At 60.7% G+C, this 12,723-nt stretch carries 12 protein-coding genes and 1 pseudogene; 7 read left to right on the plus strand and 6 right to left on the minus strand.

From position 1 onward, the window contains the following. Positions 1-36 precede the first annotated feature (36 nt). The 5 genes from ACFTE1_RS10070 to ACFTE1_RS10090 all read left to right on the plus strand — a co-directional run bounded on the left by ACFTE1_RS10070 (position 37) and on the right by ACFTE1_RS10090 (position 4,698). On the plus strand, positions 37-1,281 hold the full coding sequence (locus tag ACFTE1_RS10070) for an alpha/beta hydrolase (protein WP_380624461.1): 1,245 nt from the start codon (positions 37-39) through the stop codon (positions 1,279-1,281). A gap of 111 nt (positions 1,282-1,392) precedes the next feature. Next, positions 1,393-1,926 carry a hypothetical protein gene (locus tag ACFTE1_RS10075; protein WP_380624459.1) on the plus strand — a complete coding sequence of 178 codons (534 nt, stop codon included), beginning with the start codon at positions 1,393-1,395 and terminating at the stop codon, positions 1,924-1,926. A 34-nt stretch (positions 1,927-1,960) separates the two neighbouring features. Beyond that, complete coding sequence (locus ACFTE1_RS10080; RefSeq protein ID WP_380624457.1) at positions 1,961-2,890, plus strand: hypothetical protein; 930 nt, start codon at positions 1,961-1,963, stop codon at positions 2,888-2,890. Between the two features lie 38 nt (positions 2,891-2,928). Next, positions 2,929-3,435, plus strand: coding sequence for a hypothetical protein (locus ACFTE1_RS10085; RefSeq protein WP_380624455.1), 507 nt, complete (start codon positions 2,929-2,931; stop codon positions 3,433-3,435). Positions 3,436-3,462: 27 nt separating this feature from the next. Next, positions 3,463-4,698 carry a WXG100 family type VII secretion target gene (locus ACFTE1_RS10090; RefSeq protein ID WP_380624453.1) on the plus strand — a complete coding sequence of 412 codons (1,236 nt, stop codon included), beginning with the start codon at positions 3,463-3,465 and terminating at the stop codon, positions 4,696-4,698. Here the strand turns inward: ACFTE1_RS10090 and ACFTE1_RS10095 are convergent. The 5 genes and pseudogenes from ACFTE1_RS10095 to ACFTE1_RS10110 form a co-directional block, all read right to left on the minus strand. Beyond that, on the minus strand, positions 4,695-5,927 hold the full coding sequence (locus ACFTE1_RS10095; protein WP_380624451.1) for a S8 family serine peptidase: 1,233 nt from the start codon (positions 5,925-5,927) through the stop codon (positions 4,695-4,697). The genes ACFTE1_RS10090 and ACFTE1_RS10095 overlap by 4 nt on opposite strands. A gap of 397 nt (positions 5,928-6,324) precedes the next feature. Next, positions 6,325-6,581, minus strand: a pseudogene (locus tag ACFTE1_RS23675) (IS110 family transposase); the annotation flags it as partial. A 175-nt stretch (positions 6,582-6,756) separates the two neighbouring features. Continuing rightward, positions 6,757-7,089, minus strand: coding sequence for a hypothetical protein (locus ACFTE1_RS10100; protein WP_380624449.1), 333 nt, complete (start codon positions 7,087-7,089; stop codon positions 6,757-6,759). After that, complete coding sequence (locus tag ACFTE1_RS10105) at positions 7,086-7,367, minus strand: hypothetical protein (RefSeq protein ID WP_380624447.1); 282 nt, start codon at positions 7,365-7,367, stop codon at positions 7,086-7,088. The genes ACFTE1_RS10100 and ACFTE1_RS10105 overlap by 4 nt, the downstream gene beginning before the upstream one ends. Positions 7,368-7,681: 314 nt before the next feature. Further along, positions 7,682-8,425 (minus strand): helix-turn-helix domain-containing protein, encoded by a 744-nt coding sequence (locus tag ACFTE1_RS10110; protein WP_380624445.1) that lies wholly within the window; start codon positions 8,423-8,425, stop codon positions 7,682-7,684. Between the two features lie 715 nt (positions 8,426-9,140). Between ACFTE1_RS10110 and ltrA the strand changes: the two genes are divergently transcribed. Both ltrA and ACFTE1_RS10120 read left to right on the plus strand, forming a co-directional pair. Beyond that, positions 9,141-10,373, plus strand: coding sequence for a group II intron reverse transcriptase/maturase (ltrA, locus tag ACFTE1_RS10115; protein ID WP_380618290.1), 1,233 nt, complete (start codon positions 9,141-9,143; stop codon positions 10,371-10,373). A 291-nt stretch (positions 10,374-10,664) separates the two neighbouring features. After that, the gene (locus ACFTE1_RS10120) at positions 10,665-11,015 is read left to right on the plus strand and encodes a DUF1330 domain-containing protein (protein ID WP_380622233.1); all 351 of its coding nucleotides are present in this window, start codon (positions 10,665-10,667) and stop codon (positions 11,013-11,015) included. A gap of 7 nt (positions 11,016-11,022) precedes the next feature. Here ACFTE1_RS10120 and ACFTE1_RS10125 read toward each other — a convergent pair whose 3' ends face one another. Further along, positions 11,023-12,720, minus strand: a complete 1,698-nt coding sequence (locus ACFTE1_RS10125; RefSeq protein WP_380622231.1) for an FAD-dependent oxidoreductase — start codon at positions 12,718-12,720, stop codon at positions 11,023-11,025. Between the last annotated feature and the right edge of the window lie 3 nt (positions 12,721-12,723).

Here is a 12,723-nt window from a genome sequence, read left to right on the forward strand (position 1 = left end):
CAGGGAACAAAAGGACCTGGAGGCGTTTACCTTACGTTGCCGGTCGAGCAAGCTCCGTCCTACTGGGTCCGTGAGCTTCCACCCGCCCAACGCGCGCAACTGGCTGACGGGATTGACGAGAATTCCTCTCCGGCAGAAGCCAAAGAGTGGTGGGACTCGCTCGGGTACGACGAGCGACAGGATGTTCTCGAAAATCAACCTGAGCTGGTTGCCCAAGTCGATGGGGTACCAGCTGAAATTCGAGATCAGGCCAATCGGGACATGCTGGCGAAGGAGACGGAGCAAATCGATCAGGAGATCGAGCAACTCTCGGCCGAACTGGCGAGCATGGAGGACTCTGACATGTCCATCTACAACCATGGGACCGACCAGAACATCGACATTCCCAATCCTGAAGCTCAGGATTTGTACGAGCAGATCGTTGCGCTCGAGAATCGCAAGGAAAACTTGAACACCCTCACCGGACGCCTGGAAGGCGGCCCCCAGAACAGCGTTGAGGGAGAATATTTCCTGCTTGGATTCGACTCCCAAGACGACGGAAAGGCGATAGTTTCAGTCGGCAACCCGGATACTGCCGACAACGTGAACGTCTACGTCCCGGGAACCAGCTCCGACGTGAGCACGGATACCTTCGATACGCTCATGGACCGAACAGAAAAAATGGCAGCAGACGCGGATCGGTATGCGCCGGACGAATCCACCGCATCAATTATGTGGCTCGACTACGATGCGCCCGATGAAGTTACCAATGCGATGTCCGCTTCATACGCAGAAGACGCGACTGCCGACCTTAGCGGCTTCTTTGACGGCCTGCGGGCGACGAGCGAAGGGGACCCAGCGAATGTCACTGCCACAGGGCACTCCTACGGTACGACCGTAGTGGGTACGGCGGCCAAAGAAGAGGGCCTGGATGTGGACAATATGATTATGGTCGCTTCGCCTGGCACCGGAGTAGACAATGCTTCGGAACTCGGAATCGACCCGGACAATGTGTGGTCGACACGCAATGACGAGGACATCATCGGATTGGCCGGAGGCGGAGTTCTCAACGAGATACCAACCGATGATTTCCGCCTGAGCATCCTACAAGGCTTGGTGGGCGACGAGATGATCCACGGCACTGACCCCACAACAGACGGGTTCGGCGGGCAGACATTCGAATCGTCTGCTCCCGGCGAGACCAGAACGGATAACCACAGCACATATTGGGACGATGGTAATCCGGCTCGGTTCAACATGGCCATGATCATGACTGGACAGTCCGACGAGGTCAGTGGGTAGGGAACTATGAGAACGCAACAGATGCAACCATCAACGTGGGCAACGAAATCAGCGCGATTGGCCTTGATTTCAGTGCTCGCCGTTGCCGGTTGCACCACAAACGGAGAGCCCATGGATGACGACAGTTCAAACACACAGAGCTCGACAGCAGATCCGGACAGTGAGTTTACCCAGGCTGAATCCATCCTCGAGATGGAGAAAATAGCTTCCGACATCGCCAGTGAGCTTCCAGATTTTCCCGGTTTTGGGACTCGGTCCTGGTCGGACACAGGTGAATGCGAACCAGGCGCCGGACTCGTCCAGATGGAAATAGCCTACGATTTCCCAGAAGGAACGTGGGAGTCTGATCTCGTACAGAAGCAGTACCTGGATGTTCTGCGCGGTTATTTCGATGAGAACGGATACCAGATCACCTGGGACGAGCCATCCAAGTCAGGAAAGTTCCACAACCTGCAAGCGGACAAGGGAGACTTCAACGTCTGGTACGCAGTCGGTGGAGCTGCCGGGTTCCGGTTCCAATCGAAATGCGTGACGGAAAGCGATGAACTGACCTACGTCCCGCCTGTGGGAGACGTTCCAGAAGACCAAGATGCGGTGTCGAAATGGTTCCCCGAGGGAATTCCGTCAGACACTCCCTCAGAATGATCAATGACCGTTCGACAGCGCGGAGAGGAGGTACATGGTGGCCGGTACCTCAAACGGCTCGGAAGCCATGTCGGTGGACGGTCTCGCTGAGCTACTGAAGCGACACCACACCGATCTTTCTGTGTCGGCCGACCCTGACCGCCACTGGGCTCTGATACGAGTTCTTGTCGATCACCCTGACCCGTGGTGGCAGGAGATCGGCCAGAAGCTGCAAGATGGCCGGATGGACTTGTGGGAAGTCCTGGCCTCCGAGGAGAACCGTACATTTGTTAAGCGCAGCCTCCGGCTGTACTGCGAAGACACTCAAGACATCCTTGCCTTGATCTACAGCCATGTGGCCGGCGAGCCGACAGTCCTCTCTCGGGAACGAGAAAACCACCCTGACTTCGACCCGGCTCACCAGGTCGATCAATCTCTCCGCCACCAGCGAGAACCTGAGACCTTCGATTTCAAGAAGAATTTCACCCCGCGAGCTCTTCATGCGTACCTGCTCAAACGGAGTGCTGACGACGATGGAACCCAAGTTCACTGGGGCCTGATTACCCTCCTGCGCACCCACCACGATGAGATGTGGCGCAGAATCGGCAATGAACTCGAATCCGGCACCATCTCTTTCTGGGACGTGCCATTGGATGTGGAAGTGCGAGCCGGTTTCGATAACCGTGACCCGACCACGATCGAAGTTTTGCGAATCATTGCTCAGCATGCCGCTCCCACCGCCAAACCGGTAGAGAAGCCAGATGACTGGGGTCTGGCCGGCGAGGAGTACGGGGGACAGCAAGTGCTCACCAGCGCTCAACATACCGTCGAGGTGCCGGACTCCCAAGCCAAGTCGGACTCGTTCTGGAGGCCTCGGGACCCTGACTACGACGAAGAGTTCGATTTTGAACATGACGAGCCATGGGTAGATCCGGACGCTCGCGACATGTGGGGTTTCAAGAAGGACGACCCCTACGACGACTAATGCAAGTTGCGCTCTACCAGCAATAGGACATTTCCCCCATGACCGATCGATACGATAGCAGCGAATCTGAAGACCACGATGAATTCGATGTCCCCACCATCTTTCGTACCGAAGAAGCTGAGACGTCTTCCGGCGTTGCCATTTACCTCGGGGACCAGCGGGTCGTGGAAGTCGATGAAGACGCCATAGACGAGTTCTGCCGAAAAACCGGCCGTTCAGTAGATGAGTTCGTCGAAGTCGTCAATGAGCTGGCTACAGGGATCGCTTACGAGGGTCCTCGGTTCGATGAAAATGGAAACGGACTTCTGGGCCAAACGGTCACGTATCAGGGCGATGATCCGGAACTCGGCTCGTTTGACGATGCCATGGACCTTCGCACAACCTACTTTGACGACCTGTACCAGCCGAGAACACAGGAACTGGACGAGATCCGGCATTACGGGACCGAAGCGGCGAACGCGGCGGCGGAGGCTCGAGACCGATACGTCGAGACGGATGAGGCGATCTCTGCCGACTTCTCAAAGCTGTTCAACGAATTTGACTGACGACCCCCGCGAGAGAGCACGACAGCGATGACTATAGAGCAAAGCTCAGGATCCGGCTACGGCTTTGACCACTACCGCGAGAATTACTCCCACGAAGAGCTATGGGACCAACTCATGTCCGCCAACTCTGAAGCGATCGCTCATACCGGCCTCATGTGGCGGCGTGCGGGAGAAGGCATCGAAGGATTCGCGAACGAGTTGAACCAGAACATGGCCACGCTTCGTGAGTTCTGGACCGGCACCGCGTCTGACTCGTTCGCAGAGGCCATGCTCGAGTTCTACGACTACCTGGGCCGGAAGGCTAGGTACTTCAAGGGGGTGGAAACCGACAAATTCGACCGCATCCAATCCGCGATCACCGAGGCGCATTCCAAAGCAAAAGAACAGGGCGATTACGGAGAGTTCAGTCTGAACCCGGCGTATAACCTTGGCTTCCACGACTTCTGCACCGGCGTATATGGGGACGACTACCAGAAGAAGAAGCAGTTCAAGGAATCAAAGGCCCTTGGCGAGTGGGAAGCCTACAAGAGCGACCGCCATGATCGGGTGGCCCAGATCGTAGCCGACTTGGGATCGGTCTATGCAGAGTACAAGTTTACAATCTCCCAAGAACGAGTAGAGGACGATGTAAAGCCGACTGGTCTGGCGTCTCGCAATCCCTATGAGCGACCGGGTTCTGGCCTCGTCACAGACGATCGGCGACCCAATCAGGAGACTAATCGTGATGAACCCGTTCAAAGCGATGAGACTCCCACCGCTGATTCCAGCCAAACGGACGACCGAAACGACGAAGACGACGATATGCCTCAAGCGTGGGACTTCACCACATACGACGACCTGGACACCGACCCTTCGGCCGGTCTAGCGAGTGCGACGCCGGCCCCGCCGAAAATGGGGCTTTTCGGGAACATCGTTACTCCGAACCCTGCTGGCGGTGCCCCAACAATTCCAGGTCCAGTCGAAGGTTCGTTTGCAACCGGAAATACTGCCACGAACAACTTGAGGCCGTCAGTGGGCACTCAAGCCGGTGGGCAAGGGCAACCTGGTGGTCGCAATCCCCAAGCCGCTGCCAGGAATGATCGAAATGCAGGGCCCAGCCGAAATTCCAGTCAAGCGGCCCCCTCAAGAAGCGCGCCAGCGTCAGGCCGCCGACCACACACCGATCCGGAGGACGAGGACGGTGAGCAGAAAAAGCGCCGGCGCATGTTCGAGGACCAGTTCTCGTTCGGCGTGTACCTGGACCCCGAGGAGTACGACGATTAAAGGAGACCGGTTGACTGTGTGCGCTTTCTGACAACTACTACGATCACAACGGCAGCGACTGCCAAGAGGACGACCCCACCGAAAGCCCATGGCAAGAACGACGTGGCGAACGAATTGGCGTCTTCCGCGTCGGCAGAAGCCTGCTCGTCCTGCTTTCCCTCTTCAGCAGAACCCTCAGGAGCATTACTGCCGCTTTCACCAGGTCCACCAAGTGGGTAGCCAAGTGGGTTTTCCTCGATTCCGCTGATGTCGCTGTTCACGGCTGCTTCAGCGTCAACGATTCCATAGCCCAGTTCACTGTCGCGTGTTCCATCCCCCGACGCAGTCGAGATCAGCCGTTGGACAATGTCGTTTCCTGTTAGTTTAGGATTCGCCGCCTTGACCAGCGCGGCCACTCCAGAGACATTGGCCGCAGCGAGGGAAGTGCCTTCGCAATCTTCGTACAATTCGTCGCTCTTGCTAGAATCCGGCGCCCAGGAGACCTCCTCCTGCGGCTGCCCAACCAGACATGTACGGTCCGCAGCGGGAGCCGCCACCGCAATCTCAGGTCCCACCGTCGAGTCCTTCCACGGACGGCCGTCCTTGCCTGCGCCAGCCACGGCAACTACGCCCGCGACGTTGGCAGGAGCCCCGACCTCTGATCCCGGATCATTCCCAGCGCCGGCGACAACAACCACTCCCTTGTCGATCGCGTACTGCAGCGCCTCCGTAACCACTTCACTGGGAGACCCGGTGATCGAGAAGTTGATAATGTCAGCGCCGTTGTCGACCGCGTACCTGATCGCATCGGCCTCCCGCTGTGGGTTGGCTGAGATCTCGTTGTCCTCGGACAATGAGTTCCACACTAGAACCGGCATGATCGTCGCATCTGGCGCGATGGCGAGAACGCCACCTGCTACCTGAGTGCCGTGGTCCGCCACGGGGCTATAAGCCGTTCCATCTTCACTAGCGCCCGAGACGTCATGGCCGGGGAGCACATCCTTCCCTTCGAAAAACGGGTGCTCCATGATGCCAGTATCTAGGACGGCAACCGTCACGTCATTGCCTTTCGTCTGGGACCATGCGCTGCCAGCCTTGATCTGGTCGACAACCCAGGAGTTGCCACTTGCGAACTCCTCGTTCTGAGCCATCGTGGCTTTAGGGAAAGCAAAGACAAGCAGCGCTGAAACCACGACCATCGTCAGGAGATATGATGGTTGAATCCGAAGTCCTGTGTGGTTGGCGATCAAGGTCGGTCCTTCCCTCTTGAGGCGAGGCGGGATGTGCCCCTTCACGATAGCCGACCTTGGGAAGCGGTTACTTCCGGCGTCGAAGGCAGTAGCGGAGATGAAACCACGACTGAATGCCCTGCTATTGTGCCCCTACCTACGGGACGGAATACCGGCAGGAACCCAGGAACCAATCATTTCCCGTACGCGATGTTAAATGAATGAGCTCGTTTCATCTGACTAGATGATCGTCGATATCTATTCCTTCCCATATTACGAAGGGCTACGAGAGATCTCGGCAGACATCAGGAAGGCCCCTTGTGAACATACAGGTGTTCAATGCGCGCCTGCTGCAAGGAGTCTCAATGAGGAAGTCAAGCCCAGATCCAGTACCATAGCCACCTTCGGGCCACGTTGCGGCGCACGGCGGTTTGGAAGCGAAAGCACTGTTGTCGCGTAGCAGATCCCAAAAAACGTCGACCCGCTGGACATGCCTACAGCCTTCGCTGCGCTTCTTCTGGTAGAACGGCTGATTGGGGCGGGCGCACCATGGCTTTCTGCGCCGACATGTAGAACACCAGCCGCAGCTTACGCGAGTGGGTTTGGCCGGTGGAAATTGCCCGGCCGACGATCGGAACCGCGCGGGACGGGAACGATCCAGACGGCCGAGGCCATCATGGCGAGCCCACGGGCTCGCTAAAAACAAAAACCGCAAGTATGTTAAGCCTGGTGGGGAGATCCTGTCAAGGATTTCCCCACCATCGGCGGCCAGTTCCACCGATCGGGTGCGCAAAACGCTTCCAAAGGTGGGATAGGGGCCGTGCAGGACGTGAGTCGGCACGGCCCAATTTCATTCCTTGCACCAGCCCTGCCCTCCTTCGCCACTGTTGAGGAGCGGCCTTACCGCCAGGGATATGGCGTCGCTCAGTTCCCGCTTCCAGTCCGGAACGGACCGTGAGCGCATGAACAGAACCTCGTCATAGATCACGAATCTTGGCCATGCCCAGCGGTGGCAGTTGGCGATGATACCCGGAGGGCGTTCATGGGGCGGCGCTTCGTTCCTATCCGGGACGAAAAGGTAAACATTGCTGGTCCGTTTATCGAGGTAGGCCTCCAATTCGGTTCCGTCGACGTGGAGCGGCTGGAGCTGGATCGCCTCGCGGGGCATGTAGAGGATGCTCATGCGCCGGCCACCATCTCCATCGGGCGGCGCTCAAGGTAGTGGTCGGCGCCGCCGATCAGGTTGGCGATCGCGTGGGCGCGCAGGGCGACGTCGAGCATCCAGTCGCGGACGAGGCCGGGGAGCTGCCAGCCCCGGTGCGGAAGAAGGAACCGCCCGCCGATGTGCACAAGTGCGGCCCGCTCGCCGTCCACGTGCACCCACAATGTCTGGCGCCCGGAGCTTTTGACGATCGTGACGACAGAGGAATCCCACATGAGGGTGTCGAGAATTATCGGCATGACTTTTCACCGTTCCCTCCCCTCATCGCGAGAGCCGGCGTCCTCCATCGGCGTGTTCTCGGCTGGCTGAGCGCAGGCGGATGAACTACGATGTGTGAGAACGCGGTTCTCCTTTCGGGGAGATCGTTTGTTTAACAGGGCGGCTCGCCAGCCACAGTCGCCAAACTTCGTCTGGCGAGCCGCTACACCAGCGCGAACTGGAGGTCCGCGTGGGCCTCGAACAACCATAGGGACTGCTCGACCAGTGCTCAGTGTCGCGTAGGGACTCGCCGGGAGTCAACGGCGACACGCCGAGTCGGCGCGCCGGTGTCCAGTCAAGATTCTGACTTTTGCAGCATTCTCCAGCTCGTGACCGTTCGCGGTTCCGCCTTGCGAGCCGTGCAGGCATCGCAATAGCGGCTTTCGTTGTCGGTCGGCGTCTGGCAGGCCCAGCAACGGTAATGGCGTTTCGGAGCGGCTTTACCGCCGGTCGGCGGATGCCAGTGCATGAGGTTGTCCATGCGGTGTTTGATGACGCCGAACGGCGATTTGAGATCGTCAGTGCGCGGCCCGAGTCCCTGGCAGATCTGATCCCCGTCCCAGCCCTTGGCGACGAGGCGGGCGACATGATCGCGGATGTACTTCAGGCCGCCGTTGTAGATCCGCCAGTAGTTCCCGACGGTGAGCAAGGCTTCTTCGAGGGCGTCGGAATCGACTTCGGGCTCCGGTTCCGGCTCGGGCGCCGGTGCGGGCTCGGGTGTGGGAGCAGGAGCGGGTGAGAGTGACGGTGCGGGTGCGGGTGCGGGTGCGGGTGCGGCGGCTGGAGTGTCGATCGAAATGGTGAAACTGCTTGGGCCGCCCGGATGACGGTGGCGCTGGACGAGACCCGCGTCTTCGAGCGTGCGAAGGGCCCGCTGAACGGTGCGCCGGGAAGCGCCGGTGAGTTCGACGAGGTTGTTGACGAAGACCTTGGCAACAGCCCCGTTCTCGTCGGCGAAGGTCGCGAGGACCAGCAGGACGACCTTCTCGCGGGACTTCAGGACATGATCACGGCATGCGGCGATGAGCTGGGAGTTCATGGTAGCCTGGAACCTCCTTTACCGCACTTCGGTGCGGTGATAGGTGTTTGTGGGCGTCCAGGATCTAGTTTGGCGACAGGAGCCTGGGCGCCCTTTTTCGGTGTGCCACGGACTCGAAGGTGGTGATGTAACTGTTTTCGAGGTGCTGTGTAGCTGATGGAGGTTGGCCCTCCGAGATCGCCTTTCGGGAGGGGGTCTCAAACCGGCGTATGCTGCATGACCGGTAACGGGACTGTGGTGAGCGATACGTTTAGAAGGCAGCGTTGAGCTGTCAGGTGGGGACTGCGGAGACGTTGCGTGAAATCCAGTGTCAGAGACTCTGGCTGGGGCCCTGTTTGAAGCGTCGAAAAGCGTTGAACTGATGTCAAAACCGGCCTGTCGAAAAGAGGCTGGGAGGAGTCTGGCAGAAACCCGTTTACTGGCCAGGCGGCATCCGGCGTAAAGGGGGCGTGAACGCAGTCTGCTGCGGCTGCATGGAACGTGGGAAGATCCTCGCTCGATGCGAAGGGAGTGTTCCGAGCCTTAGCCGGCGAGGAATCGAGTACCGATGCGGGCAGGGGATTGCGGACGGTCTCGTAGTAGTGGCGAACCTCTTGCTGGCGCGGTGGGAGTGGAGCGAAGGGGACCGGCAATACAGATTCAGATTACTGGGTCAACCAGCGATGGGAGGAACCCCGTGAGTGAATCACGGTCAGCGACCGGGAAGCCTTTTGACGTGTCCCGGGAGGAGGTATGGGCCGCCTGGTTGGCGGTGGCCCGTAACGGCGGAGCCGCCGGAGCCGACGGCGTGGGGATCGACGATTTCGGTCGTGATGCGAAGACACTGCAGGGAGGCCTGTACAAGATCTGGAATCGCATGGCGTCGGGATCGTATTTCCCTAAGCCGGTTCGGTCGGTGTCCATACCGAAGCCCGCAGGCAGTGGTCGGCGGGTTCTCGGCATACCTGTTGTGGCCGACAGGATCGCTCAGACGGTGGTGGCGAAGCGTGTTGAGGAGGTGGTGGAACCTCTGTTTCACTCCGACTCCTACGGGTTTCGACCGGGCCGTTCAGCGAAGGAGGCCGTGAAGGTTTGCCGGGATCGGTGCTGGTCACGGTCTTGGGTGGTCGATGTTGATATCGCCTCGTTCTTCGACGAGGTGGACTGGAACCTGCTGGTGAAGGCGGTGGAGGCCCTTGGGCTTCCGTCTTGGGTGGTGCTTTATGTGCGCCGCTGGCTGGCCTGCGAGGTCATCGATGCCGACGGGGATGTTGCACCGCGTGAACGGGGGCTGGCGCAAGGGGGACCGGTCTCGCCGGTGTTGGCGAACCTGTTCCTGCACTGGGCGCTGGATTCCTGGCTGGAACGTGCCCATCCGATGGTCATGTTCGAGCGTTACGCCGATGACGTGGTGATTCACTGCGTTTCGCAGCGTCAGGCGGAGAAAGTCCTGGCTTCGCTGGAGGTGAGGATGACCGAGGTGGGTTTGCGGCTCCATCCGGAGAAGACTCGTATCGTCTACTGCGGAAATGACCGCGACGTTCGATGGAGTGGCCCGCGGTCGTTTACTTTCCTGGGGTTCGATTTCCGGTGCAGGCCGGGAGGATGGCGCCGGGACGGGGAGCGGATGACGACGTTTTCGCCTGCTGTCAGTAGAGCGGCGCGTAAACGGATGTCGCAGGTGATGCGGTCTTGGCGGATCGGCAGGCGAACCGATCGGGGGTTCGATGAGATCGCCCGGTTGGTCAACCCGATCGTTCGGGGCTGGATGAACTATTACGGGTCATTCGGTCGCTCCGAGCTCTATCCGCTTCTGGGACAGTTGAACGCGATGCTGGCGAAGTGGGTGAGGAAAAAGTATCGACGGTTTCGGAGCTGGAAGCGGTTTATCCGCCGCTGGTGTCAAGTCGTCGAGGAGTACCCCGCCTATTTCGAGCATTGGCGTTGGGTGACGAGAATGGCACGCTGACCGGTGTTGCAGGAGCCGGATGACGCGAGAGTGTCACGTCCGGATCTGTGGGAGCGCGGCGGGGAGGTTCCGCCGCGCCACCCGACTACGCTTATCTGGGTTCAACGATCGGGACGCGGCCCGGGTTACGGTCCGCTCGGAGATTTTTCAAGATTTCTCACCCGTCCACCGGTAACCGGTACAACCAGTAAAAACCTATAGATACCAGTACTGGGTCGCGCCACCTTGGCATGGGAGGGGACCGGAGGTCTACACTTACCCGTAAGTAACATCGCGGAAAGGCGGCAGACTATGGCAGTCTACGGAATCGGCCTCTTCACCATGCGGGAGATGCACCCCGACATGGTCGAGTACCTCGACAAACTGGGCGAGACCCTCGCCCCCTACGGCGGCAAGATGCTCATCCACGGCGGCAAGACCAGCACCATCGAGGGCGAGGAGTGGACGAAGGACGTCGTCGTCATCGAGTTCGCCGACCAGGAGAAGGCCGAAGGCTGGTACTACTCCGACGCCTACCAGGCCATCCTTCGCTACCGCACCGACCACATCGACGGCGAAGTGTTCCTCGTGGACGGCGTCCCCGACGGCTACGACCCCAAGCAGAAGGCCGAGGTCTTCCGCAACATCCTCGCGGGAAAGTGACCCGGACTCACCGCAGGACGGGATTCGCCGCCGCAACGGGATCGGTCCTGCGGTAGCCCTCCCCCGGCTCCGGCCGGGGGTCGGCCCCGCCCTTGTTGGGCCACATGCTCATCGCCCGCTCCGCTTGCGCGGTGATCGTCAGCGACGGGTTCACCCCCAGGTTCGCGCTGACGGCCGAGCCGTCCACGATGTGCAGGCTCGGATACCCCCAAGCCCGGTGGTAGGGGTCGATGACGCTCGACTCCGGATCGTCGCCTATGGCGCAACCGCCGAGGAAGTGCGCCGTCGTCGGGATGTTCGCCAGGTCCAGCCAGGTTCCCCCGGCGACGCCGCCCAGTTCGTCGGCCAGGCGCCGAGTGGCCTCGTATCCGGTCGGTATCCAGACCGGGTTGGGCTCGCCGTGCCCGGGTTCCGCCCGCATCTTCCCCTTGGCGCCGTCGACGGTGATGGAATTGTCCCGGTGCTGCATGACGAGGGTGATGACAGCGCGCTCGGACCAGCGGCGGATCTTGGGCACGAGAGCCAGGAGCCATGGTCGGCGCACCAGCTGCATCAGGAGTTTGACCGCGCGCGGCCGCTTGTCCCCCGGCGTCGGGCCTTCCACCAGGAGCGTGCGAATGAGCCCCATGGCGTTGGAGCCCTTGCCGTAGCGCACCGGCTCGATATGGGTGTGCTCGTCGGGGTAGAACGACGAGGTGATCGCCAGCCCCTTGGAATGGTCCTCCCCTTTGAGTCGGAACCGCTCGGCACCGAGGAGCGCCTCGGAGTTGGTCCGCGTCAGCCTGCCCAGCGCCTTCGACAGCTTAGGCAGGCCACCCTCGGATCGGACCTTGTGCAGGAGGCTCTGCGTGCCCCAGGTGCCGGCCGCCAGGATGACGTGATCGGCGGTGAACGAGGGGCGCGAGCGCCGGAACGGCCCGGTCTTGCGGGTGTGGACCTCCCACCGGCCGTCCACGCGGCGCAGGTCCCGCACCGTGGTCAGATGGTGGATCTCGGCACCGGCCTTCTCGGCGAGGTGCAGGTAGTTCTCCGTCAGCATGTTCTTCGCGCCCTCGCGGCAGCCGGTCATACACGCTCCGCACTCGGTGCACGAGCGCCGCTGCGGCCCTTCCCCGCCGAAGTGCGGGTCGCCGAGCGACTCTCCCGGTTTCCTGCCGAAGGTGACGCCGACGCGGGTGTACCGGAAGGTGTCCTCGGCGCCCATCTGCTTCGCGACGCGCTTCATCGCGGCGTCCGCCTCGGTGCGGACCGGGTTGTCGACGACGCCGAGCATCCGTTCGGCGGTGTCATAGTGCGGTGAGAGCTCCGCTTCCCAGTCGGTGATGTCCGCCCACTGCCGGTCGCGGTAGAAGGAGGGGAACGGCCGGTAGAGGGTGTTGGCGTAGACGAGCGAGCCTCCGCCGACGCCGGCTCCGGCGAGGACGAGAACGCGGCTGCCCTTCTTGCCGCGCAGCAGATGCAGGCGTTGGATCCCTTTGCACCCCATCCACGGGGCCCAGAGGTAGCGGCGCAGACGCCAGGACGTTTTGGGCAGCTTGTCGTGGCGCTTGGCCGGATCGGGTTCGGAGGGGTCGTCGAAGCGGTCGCCGGCCTCCAGGACGGCGACCTTGTACCCCTTCTCCGTCAGGCGGAGGGCCGACACCGAGCCCCCGAACCCCGATCCCACTACGACGACGTCGTAGTGGGCGACGTCTTTGTCGCTCATATT

The sequence above is a fragment of the Salininema proteolyticum genome, assembly GCF_042685645.1.
GTDB lineage: Bacteria > Actinomycetota > Actinomycetes > Mycobacteriales > Micromonosporaceae > Salininema > Salininema proteolyticum.